Origin of the sequence: Xanthobacter luteus (genome assembly GCF_040049235.1) — a bacterium.
Lineage (GTDB): Bacteria > Pseudomonadota > Alphaproteobacteria > Rhizobiales > Xanthobacteraceae > Xanthobacter.
In genome coordinates, this window is the sequence record NZ_JBDZDO010000008.1 from 23,431 (window position 1) to 40,448 (window position 17,018).

The following is a 17,018-nucleotide window of genomic DNA, read 5'->3' on the forward strand; positions in this document are numbered from 1 at the left end:
TATCTGGCGAAAACCGCGATCTTCTCGATTTCGATGGGAAGGGGCACGCGGGAGATCGAGCGCGGGGAGCAAGTCACGATGGTCAAGCGAGTCAGTCATAAAGACTCGATGTGCGGCGTTGCCAGGCCACTGGATGCAATCGGTGACTGGTGGTCGTTGTTGATCGTTCGAGATGCTTTCGATGGCCTGCGCCGGTTCGGAGAGTTTCAGAAGAACCTAGGGCTTGCGAAGAACATCCTCGCGGCGCGACTGCGCAACCTCGTCGCCCACGGCATCATGGACACCGTCCCGGCGTCCGACGGCAGCCCCTACCAGGAATACGTGCTGACAGAAAAGGGACGCGGCCTGTTTCCGCTCCTCGTCGCTCTCAGGCAGTGGGGCGAGGACTTCTTCTTTGAGCCTGACGAGTCTCATGTCCTGCTGGTCGATAGGAAGAGCGGCCTTCCGGTGCGGAAACTGGAGCTTCGATCCCAGGACGGACGGGTTCTCGGGCCCGAAGATACCGTCATCCGCTCGCCGTCGGGTTCGGTGGGAAATGCTTGGCGATGAGACTTTCTCCGTCTCGTGCGGCGACGGCCATAATCGCCATGGCAACTAGGCTATGTGAGGGAAGTATAGAAGCCTACGCCCTACGGAATTGCCGAGGCACGCTCAGCGGCAGTCTCGAGGTTCTCATTGAGCGTGCATTGAACGCCGGTCAGGCCAAGGATCTTTGATGCCACCTCTCCCTGAAGCGTCAGGAGGCTCTTACCATTCATGTGCGCCGACAAGGCCGTCTCGTCTGCATAGAGCTCGTACAGGATAAGCTTGCCGTCGTCCTCCACCGGGACCAGAACCTCGAATGCGACGATCCCCGCTTCTTCCTTCAAACAGCGCGCGCGATGCCGAAGGACGGCTTCAAGCACTTCTTTTCGTTTGCCCGACTGAGCGATGATCGTTCCGATGATGGCAAGCTGTGTCATTTCCGAACCTCCGTCCCTTTGCGCTCTCAAAAAGCGTACCTGTCTGTGCCCCCGCGGTGGCTGTCCGAAGCCGTGGACCGGACCAGAAACCGCGGAACAATTCGCGCTCTTTGGCGCGGCGTCTCATCGACCGTCGAGGAAGCCGACGACAGCAGCCACGAAGGCTGCCGGATCCTCGATCATCGGCGCGTGGCCGATCCCCACCATCACGGTCTCAACAGTGCTCGGAATGCCTCGGACGAGATCGCGGCCGTGTGGGTCGGGAAGGAGCTTGTCGCCTGTCGACCAGATGACATGGGTCGGCGCGCCGATCCCCGGAAGCCGGTCGAGCGTGTCGGCGTCGAGGTCGATCTGCCACTGGCGGGCAACCGCCTCGCGAGGCTGAGCTGGTCCTGCCGCGAGCACCTGCTCGACGATGCCAGCAAGTGGGTAGGTTCGTAGGATCGGTGCCCCCAATGCCATATAGTAGATGGTCCGGAGACGCAGCGCCTCATCCTCGATCGATTGCGAAAGATCTCGCGCCAATTCAAAAATGGAAGTCACATAGGTGTCGCGCCGCGCCCAACTGTTGGCCAGTGTCAGGCTAGCCACCCGATTCGGGTGCGTCAGCGCGAATTCCCGCGCGATCAGGCCACCGAGCGAGTGGCCGAGGATATAAGGCCGATCGCTTCCCGCCGCGTCGAGCACGGCGCGCGCGTCGACCATCAGGTCGCCTACGCCATAGCCGCCCGGCGAGATGCTGCTTGCTCCCTAGTCGCGATTGTCGAATGCAACGGTCCTGAACTTCTCGTCGAGCGCTGGCCGGATCTGTGCCCAGAGGCCCCGATCGGCCGATGTCCCGGCAATGAGCAGGAGATCGGGACCGCTGCCCGAAACATCGTATGCGAGTTGGACGCCGTGGTTCGTTACGAATGGCACGGTGTTTCCCCCTAGCCTCAAAGGTGGATGACGAGCTTGCCGAAGTGGCGACCGCTCGCCAGTTCGTCGTAGGCGGCCTCCGCCTCGTCGAACGCGAAGCTTCTGTCGATGACCGGCTTGATTCGATGCTCGACGAGGAAGGCGTTCATCGCCTCAAACTGCTCGGCCGATCCGACATTGATGCCATCGATGGTTCCGTTGATCTGCTGAAGACGAATGAGGTTCGAGCGCGGCCCGAAGCCGGTGAAGACACCGATCTGGGCGATGTGCCCCCAAGCCGCGAGCGCGCGCAGCGAACGGTCGAACGTGTCCGGCCCGCCGAGCTCGAGGATGTGCGAAACGCCGAGGCCTTCGGTCAGGTCGCGCACCGCGATGTCCCAGTCCGGCGTGCTGCGATAGTTCACCGTCGCGAAGGCTCCGAGCGCTTCAGCGCGCTCGCGCTTCTCGTCGGAAGATGACAGCACGATCGTCCTCGCCCCCACGGCGCTCGCGATCTGCAGCCCGAAGAGCGCGACGCCACCGGTTCCCTGAACCAGAAGTGTGTCGCCAGCCGCGATGCCGCCGCGAACCATGAGCGCCTGCCAGGCGGTCAGGGCGGCGCACGGCAGGGTCGCAGCCTCCTCAAGGCTCAGCTCGTCGGGAATGCGCACCAGCGAGGCTTCGGGAACGGCGATCAGATCCGCGAGCACACCATCGGTGTCGCCACCGCCGAGAGCCGCTGGCCCATATGCCTCGCGATAGGGACCGGCGACCCAGTCCCGATAGAAGATCGGCGCCACTCGATCCCCCTCGCGCCAGCGCGTCACGTTCTTGCCCGTCGCCACGATCCGCCCTGCCCCGTCGGAGAGCGGAACCAGCCCTGCACGCACAGCTCCGAGCTGACCGCGCAGGACGAGCAGGTCGCGGTAGTTGAGGCTCGCGGCTTCCACCTTCACCAGTACATCGCCAGGCCCAGGCAGCGGCGCCACATCCTCGACCTGATTGAGACGGCTACCACTATCGGTCGGAACGAGTCGGTAGGCGCGGTGTGTGGCTGATGGCAATACGGCAGCTTTGGTCACGGCCTTCTCCTTGCGAGGAATAAAATAGTGACTGCTAGCTAAATAAGCGATTGCGCGTTGGTCAAGATATTTTTATATTGATCGCTATGAAAAATATCGAAAAGCGACCCCGCGGGCGGCCGCGCGCACTCGACCGCGACGAGGCGCTGGAGACGGCGCTGCAGCTCTTCTGGCGGCACGGCTACGAGGGCACCTCCGTCGCCGACCTCACCGCAGCCATGGGCGTGACCCCGCCGAGCCTCTACACCGCGTTTGGCAGCAAGGAGCGGCTCTATCAGGAGGCGTTGGACCGCTACGGCGCGTCCTATGGCTCATTCACCGCCCGTGCGCTGGCTGAGGAGCCGACTGCGCGGCAGGCGGTAGAGCGCATCCTGCAGGAGTCAGTGGCAGTCTATACCAAAGGGCCGGCGCCGCGGGGCTGCATGCTGGCCAGCGGCGCGGTGACCTGTGCACCCGAGCACACCCTGGTGGTAGCGGACCTGTCCAGGCGAAGATTTGCCACGATCGCCGCGATCAAGGCGCGGTTCGATCGCGCCGTGATCGAACGCGAGCTTGCGCCCGGGACCGACACGGAGGCGCTGGCCGCCTTCTATGCGGCGGTCGTTCAGGGCCTGTCGATCCAAGCGCGCGATGGCGTCAACCGCGATGTGCTGGATGCCATCGCCACGACGGCGCTGAGCGCTTGGCCTGGCGCAGCGATCGCCGACCGCCGTTCAGATTCTTGATTGGCTATCGGCCCGGTTTGCAGCAGCGTCTGCTCGCCGGGGTAGTGCTTGATCCCGTCACGCAAGCTTGTGATAGGCTGGCTTGTGTCAGGCATGAACTCCTTGGCCGAGTGCGTTCGGTCTACTTCTCGAGTACTGCCTGCGGTGTGTTGCGGAAGCTGATGGCCATCCGGTTGTAGGCATTCATGAGGCTGATTGCGATCGTAAGGTCGACCAGTTCTTTTTCTGCGAAAGCTTCTCCGGCGGCCGCGAACGCCTCATCTGGCACGCCGGTATCTGCCACGCGGGTAACGGTCTCGGCCCAGGCAAGTGCCGCACGCTCACGATCGCTGAAGAGCGGACCTGCCTCCGCCCAAGCCTGCACCAACGCGAGCTTCTCAATCTTGACACCCTTCTTGATGAGATCTCGGGTGTGTAAGTCGAGGCAATAGGCACAATTGTTGATCTGCGAAATACGCAAGTATACAAGCTCGATCAGCTCGGCCTGCAGGCCGCTCCGCATCACATAGGCGTAAACGTCGCCCAGTGCTTTTGAACCGTCCGGGGCGACGTGGCTGTAGTCGAGGCGCTTGACCATTGTTCTTCTCTCGAATGACTTTTGTTTGCTGGCGTGCCCTGTCACCTCGTGGACGTCAGATCCCGATAGGCCTCAAGACCCGCGCGTTCTATCCAGCATTCCGCGAGCCGCTCGTTCTCGACACGCCAGATGGCGATCCCCGAGAACCTGACGGGGCGCCCATCGGCGGGAAGCCCGAACATCCCGTTGTTGAGGCCCGAGCATATCCACCGCGCAACCACGCGGTCGCCGGCTGCATTGGCGAAGACTTCGAGGATGTCGTTGCGCGCGTTCGTCAGCACGTTTTGAAAATCGCTTACCCACTGTCGGAAGGCGTCACGTCCGCTGACCGTCTTCATGGCAGAGTGAATTTGATAATCTTCCGCCATCAACTGGTCGATCGCGCTAAGATCATTGCTTGTCCCATTCCAGACCCGCGACAGGAACGCTGCCGCCAGTTCCTCCGCTCGCCTCGAAGGCTCAACATCGTTCGGCATGTAATCGCCCCATTGCTGATAGCCGGCGAAATCCGTCAGCATTCGCCACACGTGCTCGACCGGCGCGTCGATATCTACGGCGGTCTCGATCGCGTGCTTGCTCATGCGCCCTCGTGAGGGTCTGCCGCCATACTGGGTTTGGCGTCATCGGGCACCGTGCCCACCCCGTGTGAAGCGGGAAAGCTGAACACCAGGCATGTCGTGGTCGCGTGTGCCAGAAGCCTCCCGCGCGCGTCGGTCAGGCGTCCCTCGGCGGAAGCGATCTGCCTGCCGACCTGGATGACTTTGCCCTCCGCCTGGATCTCGCCAGTATCAGCGGAGAGCGGACGCACGAAGTTCACCTTGAGTTCGACGGTCGTATAGCCTTGACCGGCTTTGAGCATCGAGTGGACCGCGCAGGCCATGCAGGAGTCGAGCAGCGTTGCAGCGTATCCGCCATGCACGGAGCCGATCGGATTGTAGAGGCGGGAATCCGGTGTCGATACGAACACAGCCCGTCCCTTCTCGACCTCCTTCGGCTCGAAGCCGAGCAGTTCGGCGATCGGTGGAGCCGGAAGGCGCCCATCGGCGATCCGCTGAAGAAACTCGAGGCCGCTCAACGAACTCAGTATATCAGGCGGCACCACGCCGATGCGCGTGTCGGATTGAATCTGCTCATTGCTCATGTGCCCCTCCGTCGGAGGCATCTGTCGCGGTGCCGGCAGCTCCAAAACCCGGACCGAACTTGTCGACGTGCAATTCTCCGCCCGTTGCCCAATTCTCACGGTCGTATTCATCGAACAATATCGTCACCCACTCGCGCCGCACGCCAAGCGCCGAGACCACAGCATCGGTGATGGCTTGAACCGCGGCTCGTTTCGTCTCGATGGGGCGTCCCTTTCCAATCCGAACGGTGATTACAGGCATATGAGGTCTCGCTCTCTAAGAGTTCTTGAGTTCCGCTAGCAGCTCCAAGGACGCAATTGATCACGCCCATCGCCGCAGGATGATGCTGGCATTGACGCCGCCAAAGCCGAAGCCGTTCGAAATCGCGTATTCCATCGCCATCGGTCTGGTCTTGCCTGAAACAAGATCGATACCCTCGGCGGCCGCATCAGGATTCTCGAGATTGAGGGTCGGCGGTGCGATCTGATCGCGCAGCGCGAGGATGGTGAAGATCGCTTCGAGCCCGCCGGCGGCGCCGAGCAAATGGCCGGTCGCCGACTTCGTGGCGCTCACCGCGATCTTGCCCTCGCCACCGAACACCGCCCTGATGGCGGCGAGTTCACCGAGGTCACCGACCGGCGTCGAGGCCGAATGAGCGTTGAGATGCTGCACCTCGCGCGGCGCCAGGCCGGCCTGTCGCAGCGCAGCTTCCATAGCACGGGCCGCACCCTCGCCGTCCTCCGGTCCGGAGGTGATGTGGTAGGCGTCGGCCGTCGTGCCGTAGCCGACGATCTCCGCGATCGGTTTTGCGCCGCGCGCGCATGCTCCAGATCCTCGATGACAAGGATGCCGGCGCCCTCGCCCATGACGAAGCCATCGCGATCCCTGTCGAACGGCCGGGACGCGCGCACGGGCGCATCATTGAAGCCGGTCGAAAGCGCCCGTGCGGCGGCGAAGCCACCGAGGCTGACGAGGTCGATGCAGGCTTCCGCCCCGCCGCAGACCGCGATGTCGGCCTCGCCGGAGCGGATCAGGCGCGCCGCGTCGCCGATGGCCTGCACGCTTGCGGCGCATGCGGTGACGGGCGTGCCGATCGGTCCCTTGAAGCCGTGCCGGATGGTGATGTGGCCGGCGGCGAGATTGGCGAGGAAGGACGGTATGGTGAAGGGCGAGAGACGGCGGACGCCGCGCTGGTCCGTGGTTCGCACCGCCTCGACAATGGCGGGAAAGCCGCCGATGCCCGACGCGATGACGGTCGCGGTGCGCTCGGCCGCATGTGCATCAGCCGGTGTCCATCCGGCTTGGGCGACCGCCTCGGCCGCCGCGACCAGCGCGAACAGGATGAAGCGGTCCATCTTGCGCTGATCTTTCGGGGGTGCGGCGATGTCGGGGTCGAAGCCGCCATCCGCATCCTCCGCCTTGCCGGGCACGAGCCCGGCGACCTTCGCCGAAAGGTTCGCCGCCCATTCCGGCAGTGCGCGCAAGCCGGAGCAGCCGGCCAGCAGGCGCGACCAGGCGAGTTCGGCGCCACAGCCTAGCGGCGAAACCGCACCGAGACCCGTGACAACCACCCTGCGCATCGCCACCACCTAACTTTCGTAAGGGAAACTGCCGGGACGCAGCGCCCGGATCGAATCGAGGCGCTTGCGCATGGCCTGGCTGGCGCGCGGACCGGCGACGAGGGCAACATTGGCGGTCGTGATCGGCGCGAGGCTTTCCGCATCGACCAAGAGCGGATCGAGCGGACGCACCGTGTCGCGCCCGGCGAGCAGAACCGCCTCGCCTTCGGGCGCAAGGTGCCTGTTGCCCCAGGCGAACAGCGCCACCACAACGGGGAAGAAATCACGCCCCTTCTCAGTCAGCACGTATTCGTGACGCGGCGGCTTCTCGCTGTAGAGGCGCCGCTCGAACAGCCCCGCCTCGGTCAGGTGCGCAAGGCGCCTTGACAGAATGTTCGGCGCAATCCCCAGGCTCGCCTTGAACTCGTCGAAGCGCGTGAAGCCCTGGAAAGCATCGCGCAGGATCAGAATGCTCCACCACTCACCAACGCACTCGAGCGCGCGGGCGGCGGGACATTCGGTGATGGAACGCGCCTTAGGTTGCATTTTGATATCGACTACCGTAGTTAATATCAAAACGCAACTGACAAATCGAACTCCTTCCGATCGGAGAATGCCTTGAGGCCTTTAGCCGGAGCCGAGATCTCGGAGCTTCGCAGCGTCCGCTTCGTCCTGACCGACATGGACGAGACCCTCACCTACCGGGGCCGTCTCAGCGCCCGCACCTATGACGCGCTCGAACGCCTGCAGAGGGCGGGCGTGACGGTAATTCCTGTTACCGCGGCTCCCGCCGGGTGGTGCGATCAGATGGCCCGCATGTGGCCGGTGGATGGCGTGATCGGTGAGAATGGCGGCTTCTTCTTCGAGCGAGCCGAAGGCCATGGCCTCGTCCGCACCTTCTGGCACGGCGAGGTCGACAGGCAGGCGATAGTGACCCGGCTCGACGAGATCGCCCGTCAGGTGCGCGAGGCCGTGCCCTCGGCTACGTTCGCCGACGACCAGCCCTTCCGGCTGACCAGCATCGCGTTCGCCCGTCCCCAGGAGATCGATGCTCGCTTGGCGATCGCGTCTGCGCTGCGTGCGGCCGGCGCCGATGCAACGGACAACAATCTGTGGGTCCTCGGCTGGCTCGGCGGCTATGACAAGCTCGCGATGGCCCGCCGTGTACTCGCCGAGCGCTACGACGTCGATATCGACGCGGCGGGCGACGCGGTGCTCTATGTGGGCGATTCGATCAACGATGCTCCCATGTTCGGCTTCTTCCGCCACACGGTGGGAGTCAGCACCGTCGTGCGCGATCTGCCGCAGATTCCGACGCCGCCCAACTGGATCACCGAAGGCCCCGGAGGCGACGGCTTCGTGGAGGCCGCCGAGACGGTCTTGCGGGCGAGAATGGCGAAGTAACAGGGGGCTACCCACGAGTCATGCCTCCAACTGACAGACACTTGGCAGTTGCCCGGCACTAGCGTGTCGCCCGCAATCGTTCAAACATCGCGAGGCGACCATGGCAGGCATTATCGAGATCGTTCATTTCAGGCTCAATGCCGGCTCTTCCGAAGAGGAATTTCTCGTGGAGGCGGAGAAGGCAAGCCAGTTTCTGAAATCACGCCAGGGTTTTGTCCGGCGGCACCTGTCGATGGGTGGCGATGGCGTCTGGATCGACCATGTGGAGTGGACTGACATTGAAGCGGCGCGCGCGGCGGCGGGCGCCTTCATGAAGGTTCCTGCGCTCGGAGCGTTCATCGCCGCGATCGACGCGTCATCCGCCGTCATGGGACACAACAGGCTGATGCTGACGGCGGAATGAGCGACCGATGCGCCGGACCGACCGTCTCTTCGAACTGTTGCAGCTCTTTCGAGACGGCCGGTTCTGGCGCGGACGCGAACTCGCCGAGCGGCTGGAGACGTCGCTTCGAACCGTCTATCGCGACATCGGCACGCTCGTGGCATCCGGCGTACCGATCGAGGGCGAGCGCGGGGTGGGATACATCCTGCGCGAACCCATCTTCCTGCCGCCGCTCGCGCTCAGCACCGCGGAGCTGGAGGCCCTGCACCTCGGCGTCGAGCTCGTCTCGCGCATGGGAGACCCCGCGCTATCGGACGCAGCCGCGCGGTTGAAGACCAAGATCGACGCGGTTGCGCCCACGTCGCAGAGAGGCGCAGACCATGCCAGCGCCGTCAGCGTGCTCGCGCCGGCTCCGGCCGGTCCTCAGCGCTTTCTGCCGATCCTGCGCGATGCCATCAAGGCGCGCGCCGTGCTCGCCATGACTTACCATCGGCTCGACGGGGTGCTGTCGGACAGAACCGTCAGGCCGCTCCATCTCGAATTCTGGGGTCAGGCCTGGACTCTTACCGCCTGGTGTGAGGCACGGTCAGACTTCCGTGTGTTCCGCGCAGATCGAATCGAGGCCGTTTCACCGAGTGGCGGCACCTTTCGTTCGGAGGTCGGCAAGACCTACCAGGATTACCTGGCGCGACTGCGGGCTCGGGAGGGAACCTCTTGAGCCGGCCGATCGCGGAGATGCGCAATCTCGGTCCTGCGACGGCGCGGATGCTCGCCGAGGTCGATATCGGTAGCGAAGATGCGCTGCGGAGGCTGGGCGCGGTCGAGGCTTATCATCGGCTCAAATTCCGTTTCGGCCGGCACGTCACGCTCGTCGCGCTTTATGCCATGGAGGCAGCGCTACGCGACTGCGACTGGCGTTCCCTCGAGCCGGCAGTAAGGGACGATCTGCGCAGAGCGGCACGTCGGCCGTAGGGCAGAAGGCCCGGGTTGAAGGAGAGGACGACCGTCCGATTTGCACGCCACGGCCCGATATCTTCCGCTGGGTCGATTTGAAGCCTTCATCTTTCTGGACCTATCGCCTTCTATCTCCTCATTCCTAGTCGACGGAAGATTCAAGCGATAGTCGAGGCGAAACGAGATCGCTCCCGAGGGCATGGCGCGGACGTACATGCCGTCCCGATCCGAAACCTTGTACATCTTGCTCTGCGGCTTCAGGGCCTTGAGCGCAGCACCAGTCAACATTTCCGCGCCACCTCCAAAAAGTACCGTCATGCGGCTTTGGGCGTGCCTTGGCGGAAAACTACGCGTCTTTTCAAATACTTAAATCAAAAAAGTACCGTCAAGGACCTCATCTTTCCTGACGGTACTTTGGATTTCGGAACCGATCAACATGGGCAAGGCCCGTCACACGGGCCGTCAAGGCCGATCTCTGCCCACCGATGGCTGGCGATAGATGTAGAGATATTTTTATTATTTATCAGCGCGTTATGGCGAGCCATGGCGTCGTTTTGGGTGCCCTCGGATGGGGCAAAAATCACTCCCACTCGATGGTTCCCGGCGGCTTGCTGGTCACGTCGTAGACCACGCGGTTGACGCCCTTCACCTCGTTGATGATGCGTGTCGCGGTGCGGCCCAGGAAGGCCATGTCGAAGGGGTAGAAATCGGCGGTCATGCCGTCCACCGAGGTGACGGCGCGCAAGGCCAGAACGTGGTCGTAGGTGCGCCCGTCGCCCATCACGCCCACCGTGCGCACCGGCAGAAGCACCGCGAAGGCCTGCCAGATCACATCGTAGAGCCCGGCATAGCGGATCTCCTCCAGATAGATGGCGTCCGCCTGGCGCAGGACTTCGAGCTTCTCCTGCGTCACCGCGCCCGGACAGCGGATGGCAAGGCCCGGGCCGGGGAAGGGGTGGCGGCCGACGAAGCTCTCCGGCAGGCCGAGCTCGCGGCCGAGCGCACGCACCTCGTCCTTGAACAGGTCGCGCAGCGGCTCCACCAGCTTCATGTTCATGCGCTCGGGCAGGCCGCCCACATTGTGGTGGCTCTTGATGGTCACCGAGGGCCCGCCGGCGAACGACACGCTCTCGATCACGTCGGGATAGAGCGTGCCCTGGGCGAGGAAGCCGGCGCCGCCGATCTTCTTCGCCTCGGCCTCGAACACGTCGATGAACAGGCGGCCGATGGTCTTGCGCTTGGCCTCCGGGTCCTCGACGCCGGCCAGCTCCTTCAGGAACAGGTCGGCCGCGTCCACGTGCACGAGCGGGATGTTGTAGTGGCCGCGGAACAAGGAGACCACCTGGTCCGCCTCGCCCTGGCGCATCAGCCCGTGGTCCACGAACACGCAGGTCAGCTGGTCGCCGATGGCCTCGTGGATCAGCACCGCCGCCACCGAGGAATCCACCCCGCCCGACAGGCCGCAGATCACACGCCCGTCGCCCACCTGCTCGCGGATGCGGGCGATGGCGCGCTCGCGGAAGGCGCCCATGGTCCAGGTGCCTTCGAGGCCGGCCACCTTGCGCACGAAATTGGACAAAAGCCGCGCCCCGTCCGGCGTGTGCACCACCTCGGGATGGAACTGCACGCCATAATATCGGCGCGCGACGTCGGCGATGGCGGCGAACGGCGCATTGTCGGAGACCGCCACCACCTCGAAGCCGTCGGGCAACCGGGTGACCCGGTCGCCATGGCTCATCCACACCGTGTGGCGCTCGCCCTCGCGCCAGACGCCTTCGAACAGCGGCACCGCCTTGGTCACCGTGAGCTCGGCGCGGCCGAACTCGCGGTGGTGGCCCGCCTCCACCGCCCCGCCCAATTGCGCCGCCATGCACTGCTCGCCGTAGCAGATGCCGAGCACCGGCACGCCGGCCGCGAACGCCGCCTCCGGCGCCTTGGGGCTCTCGCCCTCGATCACCGAGGCCGGTCCGCCGGAGAGGATGATGGCCTTCGGCTTCAGGCGGGCGATGGCCTCCTGCGCCTTCTGGAACGGCACCACCTCCGAATAGACCCCCTCCTCGCGCACGCGCCGGGCGATCAGCTGCGTCACCTGGCTGCCGAAATCGACGATGAGCACGGTTTCCTGTGAGGGGGCGGTGGCGGACATGGGACTTGGCCTCGCGCGGGGAGGGAGCGTGCGCCCTCCTTTAGCGGCAAAGCCGGGAAAAGCAAAAGCGGCGGTGGCGCCGGTCAGGTGCCGGCCCAGAACCGCTCGCAGCCGTTCGGCGGCGTCGTCGCGGTGGCGCCGTGACGCTTCTTCAGCTCGGCGCAGGAATAAGCGCGCGCATCGTCCGGAAGCCGGGAATTGATGGCGGTGCCGATCTCGTCATAGGGCTCGGACGAGCCATAGACATAGAACGCCCAATAGCCGCCCACGACCGCCACGAGAAGGACGAGGATGCGAAAAATCGCCATGTGATGCTCCCATTGCAGCCAAGCCCAGCCTGGCACCGTGCGGTGCCCCAGGGTCGCGCCCGCGCTCGGGAACAACGCGCCATGCGCGGTTTGGTTCTCGGCCGCCGCCCGCCGCGACGGCCGATACCGTCCGCCCCGGCATCCCGGTGCCGGGCTTGCGGCGCGGGGAGGGGGCGGCGATCCTGCCGCCCGGCCGTGCGCCCCCGGACGGGAACGAAAGGCCGCAAGCGCGGTTGCGCTTGCGGCGACGCCCGCGCCCGCGCCTGCGGCGCGCCCGCCCGAGGAGAGGTCCATGACGGTCCAGATGATCCTTCTGCCCCTGTTCATCCATGTGGCGCTGGTGCTCGCGGTGCTGCTGCGGGGCATCCGCACGGCCGAGGTGACCGCCGACGGCGTGCGGGCCGGCTTCGCGGCGCTCCTGTTCTACACGCTGACCGTGCTCGCTCTGTTCACCCGCAAGGCCGACGTGGTGTTCGTCGTGCTCGCTTTCGTGTTCGTGGCGCTGCGCCTCGTCGCCGCCTTTCCCCAGGTGCTGTCGCCGTCGGCGCGGATGCGCATGAGCGTCGATGTGGCGAGCCTCGCCGTGCTGGCGCTCATGTGGGGCCTGTTCGCGCTCGCCATCCTGCTCAACGTCTGAGCGCGGCGATTGACAGGAGCCGCGCGGCGCTAGAGGACTCCCCGCTTCGCCGCCGCGCTTCAGGTGACTGCAATGGACGACCCCGCCCGCCACATCCTCCCCGTCGGCGGCCACAAAGTGCTCTTCGTGATGGCGACCCGCCAGGAATACGGGCCGCACCTGGAGGCGCGCATCGCGCCGCTGATCACCGGCGTCGGCCCGGTCGAGGCGGCGGTCGAGACCACCCGCGCGCTCGCCATGCTGGCGCATCGGGGCGCCGCGCCGGACCTTGTGGTCACGCTCGGCTCGGCGGGCTCGCGCAAGCTCGCGCACGCCGAGGTCTACCAGGTGGCGCGCATCGCCTATCGCGACATGGACGCCTCCCTGCTCGGTTTCGAGAAGGGGCGCACGCCGTTTCTCGACGAGCCGGCGGAGATCGACCTGCCCCACCGCATCAAGGGCGTACGGTCGGCCTCGCTCTCCACCGGCGGCGCCATCATCTCCGGCGCGGCCTATGACGCGATCGCGCAGGACATGGTGGACATGGAGAGCTTCGCGGTGCTGCGCGCCGCCCGACGCCACGGTCTGCCGCTGATCGGCCTGCGCGGCATCTCCGACGGCCGCAGCGAGCTGTCCCGTTTCGAGGACTGGGCCGAGTACCTGCACGTCATCGACGAGAAGCTCGCCGCGGCGCTCGATCTCATGGCCGACCAGCTGGCCGCCGGGGGGCTCGGCGCCCTGGCCGCGGACGCGCCGGCCCCGGAGACGGGCCGATGACGCCCGCCGCCCGCCTTTCCGCCGCCATCGAGGTGCTCGCCGACATCGGCGCGCGCCACCGTCCCGCCTCGGAGGCGCTGAAGGACTGGGGCCTGTCCCACCGCTTCGCCGGTTCGGGCGACCGCGCCGCCATCGCCGGCCTGGTCTACGACACGCTGCGCCGGCGCGCCTCCGCGGCCTACGTCATGGCGTCGGACGCGCCGCGGGCGCTGGTGCTGGGCATGCTCCACGTGATGCGCGGGTTCGACCTTGCGGCCATCGCCGCTTTGTGCTCGGGCGAGCGCTTCGCGCCCGCGCGCCTGACGGAGGAGGAGGGCGCGCGTCTCGCCGCCCCGGACCTTGCGGCTGCCCCGCCTTTCGTTCAGGGGGACTATCCCCAGTGGCTCCACGCCTCGCTGCGGCACGTGTTCGGCGCCGAGGCGGTGGCCGAGGGAAGCGCGCTCGCCACCCGCGCGCCGCTCGATCTGCGCGTCAACACGCTGAAGGCCGACCCCGAGACGGCGCGCGCCGCGCTCGCCCACCTCAATCCCGGGCCGGGCCGCTTCTCGCCGCTGGCGCTGCGCATCGTGCTCGACGCCGAGGGCAAGGCGCCGCCGCTGACCGCCGAGCCCGCTTTCCTAAGGGGCGAGGTGGAGGTGCAGGACGAGGGCTCGCAGATCGCCGCCATCCTCGCCCAGCCGGCGCCCGGCGGGCAGGTGCTGGATTTGTGCGCCGGCGCCGGCGGCAAGACGCTCGAGCTTGCCGCGCTCATGGACAATAAGGGCCAAATCTACGCCTACGACGCGGACATCCGCCGCCTGAAGCCGCTGCACGAGCGTATGGCGCGCGCCGGCGTGCGCAATGTCCAGGTGCGCAGCCCGCGCGGGGCCGAGGACGTGCTGTCCGACCTCGAAGGGCGCATGGACCTGGTGCTGGTGGACGCGCCCTGCACCGGCACCGGCACCTGGCGGCGCAACCCCGACGCCAAATGGCGCGTGCGCCCGGGCGCGCTCGCCCAGCGCCAGGCCGAGCAGGCCAGGATCCTGGAGCACGCGGCCCATTATGTGCGGCCCGGCGGCCGGCTCGCTTACGTCACCTGCTCGCTGCTCGACGAGGAGAACGGAGCCCAGGTGCGCGCGCTGCTGGCCAAGCGCGAGGACTTCCATCCCGTCCCGCCGGCCGAGGCGGCGCTGGCGCTGGGCGCGCAGGGGCCGGGTTTGGCCGCGGCGGCGCTGACGACCCGCGAGGGCCTCCTGATGACGCCGCGCCGGACCGGCACGGACGGGTTCTTCGTGAGCGTGATGAAGCGGGAGGGGTGATGTTGCTCAAGTAAATTTTATCTGGCACAAATAATTTGGCGTTCTATGGAAAACAAAAATCCATATCCGTATTTAAATCCAAGGCTGCATCTTTTTTTGATGCGCGTAACGGCAGTATTTTGCGTTCTAGTTACGGTTGTTACAATCGCAATTTTTTATTTCATAGATTCGAAAGACACATATTGTCCCGCTTGGATTATCGATAAACATGGAACTCGCGTGTGGTCGTTCCTATTTTTATTTACAATACCCATAACGATAGCTTGGTGTTGGTTCGCTATCTCAAACACTGAATTAACAATTGTTTATCAAATTAGAAGATCAAATCTGAAAAACACTTGGCGATACAAAAATGGATATGCGTTTGGATTGTCCCCAGAAGATTCGAAGCTGATGCCTTACGATACGATTTTGTGCATAGTAAGCCTTGGATTTGCGATGGGTGCTTGCATTCCGATTTTCTTCATGCTCGGCAACTGCTCGCCGTTGTGGCGGCTTTGAAGCGCTCTTGCGTTTACATCCCCCAGTGGTCGAACCAAACGGCGCAGGGCGCGTCATCCTCCCAGTGCGGGCGCGGCTTGGCAAGGCCCGCAGCATCGCAATGGGAGCAGAACATGGCCATCCTTCGTATCTTCGTCCTTCTAGTGGCGGTGGTGGGCGGCTATTGGGCATTCTACGTCTAGCCTCGTCCGAGCCCTATTGGCCTACATCTGAGAAGCTCACGCTCGGCCTGACGGGGCGCGCCGCGTGCCTGCGGATGCGGGCAGGGCCTAGCCGCGCGGCGGCATTGGCGGTAGCAAGCGGAAAGCAGGGCGCGCCGGAAGCGCCCGTCCCCGCCCTGACGGCCCCAGAGAGGACCACCCATGCCGCTCTATTCACTCGACGGTGTCAGCCCCGAGCTTCCGGCCTCCGGCAATTACTGGATCGCGCCCGACGCGGTGCTGATCGGCCGCGTGATCCTGAAGGAGGGCGCGAGCGTGTGGTTCGGCTCGGTGCTGCGCGGCGACAACGAGCCGATCGTCGTGGGCGCGGGCTCGAACATCCAGGAAAATTGCGTGCTCCACACCGATCCCGGCTTCCCGCTCACACTGGCGGCCGGCGTCACCGTGGGCCACATGGCGATCCTGCATGGCTGCACCGTGGGGGAGGGGAGCCTCATCGGCATGGGCGCGACGCTGCTCAACGGCGCGGTGATCGCCCCGCGCAGCTTGGTCGGCTCGAATGCGCTCGTCACCGAGGGCAAGGTGTTCGAGGAGAATTCCCTGATCGTCGGCGCGCCCGCCAAGGCGGTCCGGCGCATCGACGACGAGATGGCGGCGCGCATCGCCCGCACGGCGGAGCACTACCAGCACAATTTCCAGCGCTACAAGGCCGGGCTGAAGCGCATCGACTGAAAGCGGGCGCGATCGGCTCCGGCCGCGCTCAGCGCCCGCCGCCCACCACCGGCGGCACGCCGGTGTCCCCCAGCGACACCCAGCGCGCGGGGTTCGCCTGGGACTGGCGCTTCACGTAGCGGTAGCCGGTCTCGCTCCAGGGCAGGATCTTCTCCTCCTGGTTGTCGAGCACCAGGTCGCCCTGCTCGGTCACCACCGTCAGCACCGCATGGCCGTCGCCGTTCTGGTCGCGCACCACGGTGATCAGGAGCACCGAGGCGGGCCAGCCGAGATTGAGCAGCAGGCGGCGCTTTTCCAGCACATAGTCCTCGCAGTCGCCGCGGCCGTCATCGGGATAGGTCCAGCGTTCGGTCTCGCCATAGTGCTCGAGATCGGTGGCGGGCTCGATGGCGGCGTTCACCGAGGTGTTGGCGCGCTCCAGCTCGGCGCGGCGGCGCGCGTCGAGCCGCACCATGGCGGCGAGCGGGCCGGAGGGCGCGCATTCGTGGGCATTCTCGGCGCAGAAGCGGGTGTAGCCGATGGGCGCGCTGCTGCCGTGGCCTTCCGGCAGACGGTCGGGAATGGCCGCGGGCGAGAGGCTGGTGACCCGAAGGCTCAGGCGCGGGTCGTGACGCGGCTCCTGGGCCGCGGCGGCGCAGATCCCCACCGTCAGCAGGAGGGCGGTCAGGACAAATCGTGCCAGGCGCTCGGGCATCGCGGGGGTCCGCCAATCGTTAACGAGATCATAATGCCGCATCTCGGCCGCAATTGCCCCGTCAACCTTCCGTTAACCTTAACATGGCAGCGGGGCTTTTGTCCGCGCGCTTCCGGGGCCGT

The 17,018-nt window shown here is 65.5% G+C and carries 22 protein-coding genes and 1 pseudogene; 10 read left to right on the forward strand and 13 right to left on the reverse strand.

Annotated elements, in window-relative coordinates; genetic code table 11:
- Positions 1 to 78: 78 nt before the first annotated feature.
- A complete protein-coding gene (locus ABLE88_RS21005; RefSeq protein ID WP_348833736.1) occupies positions 79 to 549 on the forward strand; it encodes a winged helix-turn-helix transcriptional regulator in 471 nt (156 codons plus the stop codon).
- Positions 550 to 629: 80 nt separating this feature from the next.
- Here the strand turns inward: ABLE88_RS21005 and ABLE88_RS21010 are convergent, their stop codons facing one another.
- The 3 genes from ABLE88_RS21010 to ABLE88_RS21020 form a co-directional block, all read right to left on the reverse strand.
- Positions 630 to 962 (reverse strand): putative quinol monooxygenase, encoded by a 333-nt coding sequence (locus tag ABLE88_RS21010; protein ID WP_348833737.1) that lies wholly within the window; start codon positions 960 to 962, stop codon positions 630 to 632.
- 123 nt (positions 963 to 1,085) lie between these two features.
- Positions 1,086 to 1,700 (reverse strand): alpha/beta fold hydrolase, encoded by a 615-nt coding sequence (locus ABLE88_RS21015; protein ID WP_348833987.1) that lies wholly within the window; start codon positions 1,698 to 1,700, stop codon positions 1,086 to 1,088.
- Between the two features lie 197 nt (positions 1,701 to 1,897).
- Entirely contained in the window at positions 1,898 to 2,941 is a 1,044-nt protein-coding gene (locus tag ABLE88_RS21020; RefSeq protein WP_348833738.1) for a zinc-dependent alcohol dehydrogenase family protein, read from the reverse strand.
- 86 nt (positions 2,942 to 3,027) lie between these two features.
- Here ABLE88_RS21020 and ABLE88_RS21025 point away from each other — a divergent pair, with 86 nt between their 5' ends.
- On the forward strand, positions 3,028 to 3,666 hold the full coding sequence (locus ABLE88_RS21025) for a TetR/AcrR family transcriptional regulator (protein ID WP_348833739.1): 639 nt from the start codon (positions 3,028 to 3,030) through the stop codon (positions 3,664 to 3,666).
- A 121-nt stretch (positions 3,667 to 3,787) separates the two neighbouring features.
- Here ABLE88_RS21025 and ABLE88_RS21030 read toward each other — a convergent pair whose 3' ends face one another.
- From ABLE88_RS21030 to ABLE88_RS21055, 6 genes and pseudogenes are all read right to left on the reverse strand, one after another.
- Positions 3,788 to 4,243, reverse strand: coding sequence for a carboxymuconolactone decarboxylase family protein (locus ABLE88_RS21030; protein WP_348833741.1), 456 nt, complete (start codon positions 4,241 to 4,243; stop codon positions 3,788 to 3,790).
- 41 nt (positions 4,244 to 4,284) lie between these two features.
- A complete protein-coding gene (locus tag ABLE88_RS21035) occupies positions 4,285 to 4,824 on the reverse strand; it encodes an ester cyclase (protein WP_348833742.1) in 540 nt (179 codons plus the stop codon).
- Positions 4,821 to 5,384: a PaaI family thioesterase gene (locus ABLE88_RS21040; RefSeq protein WP_348833743.1), complete on the reverse strand. Its 564-nt coding sequence runs from the start codon at positions 5,382 to 5,384 to the stop codon at positions 4,821 to 4,823. Before ABLE88_RS21040 ends, ABLE88_RS21035 begins: the two co-directional genes overlap by 4 nt.
- Positions 5,374 to 5,625: a tautomerase family protein gene (locus ABLE88_RS21045; protein WP_348833744.1), complete on the reverse strand. Its 252-nt coding sequence runs from the start codon at positions 5,623 to 5,625 to the stop codon at positions 5,374 to 5,376. The genes ABLE88_RS21040 and ABLE88_RS21045 overlap by 11 nt, the downstream gene beginning before the upstream one ends.
- A gap of 60 nt (positions 5,626 to 5,685) precedes the next feature.
- Positions 5,686 to 6,944 (reverse strand): annotated as a pseudogene (gene fabF / locus ABLE88_RS21050) (beta-ketoacyl-ACP synthase II).
- Positions 6,945 to 6,953: 9 nt separating this feature from the next.
- Complete coding sequence (locus tag ABLE88_RS21055) at positions 6,954 to 7,469, reverse strand: winged helix-turn-helix transcriptional regulator (RefSeq protein ID WP_348833745.1); 516 nt, start codon at positions 7,467 to 7,469, stop codon at positions 6,954 to 6,956.
- 72 nt (positions 7,470 to 7,541) lie between these two features.
- On the opposite strand from ABLE88_RS21055, the gene ABLE88_RS21060 reads away from it, so the two are divergent.
- From ABLE88_RS21060 to ABLE88_RS21075, 4 genes are all read left to right on the forward strand, one after another.
- Positions 7,542 to 8,327, forward strand: a complete 786-nt coding sequence (locus ABLE88_RS21060) for an HAD-IIB family hydrolase (RefSeq protein ID WP_348833746.1) — start codon at positions 7,542 to 7,544, stop codon at positions 8,325 to 8,327.
- 100 nt (positions 8,328 to 8,427) lie between these two features.
- Positions 8,428 to 8,730, forward strand: a complete 303-nt coding sequence (locus ABLE88_RS21065; RefSeq protein ID WP_348833748.1) for an ABM domain-containing protein — start codon at positions 8,428 to 8,430, stop codon at positions 8,728 to 8,730.
- A 7-nt stretch (positions 8,731 to 8,737) separates the two neighbouring features.
- The gene (locus ABLE88_RS21070; protein ID WP_348833749.1) at positions 8,738 to 9,427 is read left to right on the forward strand and encodes a helix-turn-helix transcriptional regulator; all 690 of its coding nucleotides are present in this window, start codon (positions 8,738 to 8,740) and stop codon (positions 9,425 to 9,427) included.
- Entirely contained in the window at positions 9,424 to 9,681 is a 258-nt protein-coding gene (locus ABLE88_RS21075; RefSeq protein ID WP_348833750.1) for a TfoX/Sxy family DNA transformation protein, read from the forward strand. The genes ABLE88_RS21070 and ABLE88_RS21075 overlap by 4 nt, the downstream gene beginning before the upstream one ends.
- Here the strand turns inward: ABLE88_RS21075 and ABLE88_RS21080 are convergent.
- From ABLE88_RS21080 to ABLE88_RS21090, 3 genes are all read right to left on the reverse strand, one after another.
- Positions 9,607 to 9,951: an Arm DNA-binding domain-containing protein gene (locus ABLE88_RS21080; RefSeq protein ID WP_348833988.1), complete on the reverse strand. Its 345-nt coding sequence runs from the start codon at positions 9,949 to 9,951 to the stop codon at positions 9,607 to 9,609. The genes ABLE88_RS21075 and ABLE88_RS21080 overlap by 75 nt on opposite strands.
- A gap of 292 nt (positions 9,952 to 10,243) precedes the next feature.
- On the reverse strand, positions 10,244 to 11,809 hold the full coding sequence (gene guaA / locus ABLE88_RS21085) for a glutamine-hydrolyzing GMP synthase (RefSeq protein WP_348833751.1): 1,566 nt from the start codon (positions 11,807 to 11,809) through the stop codon (positions 10,244 to 10,246).
- 83 nt (positions 11,810 to 11,892) lie between these two features.
- Positions 11,893 to 12,117 carry a hypothetical protein gene (locus ABLE88_RS21090; protein ID WP_348833752.1) on the reverse strand — a complete coding sequence of 75 codons (225 nt, stop codon included), beginning with the start codon at positions 12,115 to 12,117 and terminating at the stop codon, positions 11,893 to 11,895.
- Positions 12,118 to 12,409: 292 nt separating this feature from the next.
- Between ABLE88_RS21090 and ABLE88_RS21095 the strand changes: the two genes are divergently transcribed.
- The 4 genes from ABLE88_RS21095 to ABLE88_RS21110 all read left to right on the forward strand — a co-directional run bounded on the left by ABLE88_RS21095 (position 12,410) and on the right by ABLE88_RS21110 (position 16,202).
- Positions 12,410 to 12,754, forward strand: a complete 345-nt coding sequence (locus tag ABLE88_RS21095; RefSeq protein WP_348833753.1) for a hypothetical protein — start codon at positions 12,410 to 12,412, stop codon at positions 12,752 to 12,754.
- A gap of 72 nt (positions 12,755 to 12,826) precedes the next feature.
- A complete protein-coding gene (locus ABLE88_RS21100) occupies positions 12,827 to 13,510 on the forward strand; it encodes a 5'-methylthioadenosine/S-adenosylhomocysteine nucleosidase (RefSeq protein WP_348833755.1) in 684 nt (227 codons plus the stop codon).
- Complete coding sequence (locus ABLE88_RS21105) at positions 13,507 to 14,808, forward strand: RsmB/NOP family class I SAM-dependent RNA methyltransferase (protein ID WP_348833756.1); 1,302 nt, start codon at positions 13,507 to 13,509, stop codon at positions 14,806 to 14,808. Before ABLE88_RS21100 ends, ABLE88_RS21105 begins: the two co-directional genes overlap by 4 nt.
- 863 nt (positions 14,809 to 15,671) lie before the next feature.
- On the forward strand, positions 15,672 to 16,202 hold the full coding sequence (locus ABLE88_RS21110; RefSeq protein WP_348833757.1) for a gamma carbonic anhydrase family protein: 531 nt from the start codon (positions 15,672 to 15,674) through the stop codon (positions 16,200 to 16,202).
- A gap of 28 nt (positions 16,203 to 16,230) precedes the next feature.
- Here the strand turns inward: ABLE88_RS21110 and ABLE88_RS21115 are convergent, their stop codons facing one another.
- A complete protein-coding gene (locus ABLE88_RS21115) occupies positions 16,231 to 16,896 on the reverse strand; it encodes a transglutaminase-like cysteine peptidase (RefSeq protein WP_348833758.1) in 666 nt (221 codons plus the stop codon).
- Positions 16,897 to 17,018: the final 122 nt, after the last annotated feature.

Excerpts from the sequence above, each read along its gene's own strand:
- ABLE88_RS21045 (WP_348833744.1), bottom strand. The coding sequence starts at position 5,625 with ATGCCTGTAATCACCGTTCGGATTGGAAAGGGACGCCCCATCGAGACG.
- ABLE88_RS21115 (WP_348833758.1), bottom strand. The coding sequence starts at position 16,896 with ATGCCCGAGCGCCTGGCACGATTTGTCCTGACCGCCCTCCTGCTGACG.
- ABLE88_RS21100 (WP_348833755.1), top strand. The coding sequence starts at position 12,827 with ATGGACGACCCCGCCCGCCACATCCTCCCCGTCGGCGGCCACAAAGTG.
- ABLE88_RS21030 (WP_348833741.1), bottom strand. The coding sequence starts at position 4,243 with ATGGTCAAGCGCCTCGACTACAGCCACGTCGCCCCGGACGGTTCAAAA.
- ABLE88_RS21040 (WP_348833743.1), bottom strand. The coding sequence starts at position 5,384 with ATGAGCAATGAGCAGATTCAATCCGACACGCGCATCGGCGTGGTGCCG.
- ABLE88_RS21025 (WP_348833739.1), top strand. The coding sequence starts at position 3,028 with ATGAAAAATATCGAAAAGCGACCCCGCGGGCGGCCGCGCGCACTCGAC.
- ABLE88_RS21110 (WP_348833757.1), top strand. The coding sequence starts at position 15,672 with ATGCCGCTCTATTCACTCGACGGTGTCAGCCCCGAGCTTCCGGCCTCC.
- guaA (WP_348833751.1), bottom strand. The coding sequence starts at position 11,809 with ATGTCCGCCACCGCCCCCTCACAGGAAACCGTGCTCATCGTCGATTTC.
- ABLE88_RS21065 (WP_348833748.1), top strand. The coding sequence starts at position 8,428 with ATGGCAGGCATTATCGAGATCGTTCATTTCAGGCTCAATGCCGGCTCT.
- ABLE88_RS21035 (WP_348833742.1), bottom strand. The coding sequence starts at position 4,824 with ATGAGCAAGCACGCGATCGAGACCGCCGTAGATATCGACGCGCCGGTC.
- ABLE88_RS21055 (WP_348833745.1), bottom strand. The coding sequence starts at position 7,469 with ATGCAACCTAAGGCGCGTTCCATCACCGAATGTCCCGCCGCCCGCGCG.
- ABLE88_RS21070 (WP_348833749.1), top strand. The coding sequence starts at position 8,738 with ATGCGCCGGACCGACCGTCTCTTCGAACTGTTGCAGCTCTTTCGAGAC.
- ABLE88_RS21090 (WP_348833752.1), bottom strand. The coding sequence starts at position 12,117 with ATGGCGATTTTTCGCATCCTCGTCCTTCTCGTGGCGGTCGTGGGCGGC.
- ABLE88_RS21080 (WP_348833988.1), bottom strand. The coding sequence starts at position 9,951 with ATGTTGACTGGTGCTGCGCTCAAGGCCCTGAAGCCGCAGAGCAAGATG.
- ABLE88_RS21095 (WP_348833753.1), top strand. The coding sequence starts at position 12,410 with ATGACGGTCCAGATGATCCTTCTGCCCCTGTTCATCCATGTGGCGCTG.
- ABLE88_RS21010 (WP_348833737.1), bottom strand. The coding sequence starts at position 962 with ATGACACAGCTTGCCATCATCGGAACGATCATCGCTCAGTCGGGCAAA.
- ABLE88_RS21005 (WP_348833736.1), top strand. The coding sequence starts at position 79 with ATGGTCAAGCGAGTCAGTCATAAAGACTCGATGTGCGGCGTTGCCAGG.
- ABLE88_RS21105 (WP_348833756.1), top strand. The coding sequence starts at position 13,507 with ATGACGCCCGCCGCCCGCCTTTCCGCCGCCATCGAGGTGCTCGCCGAC.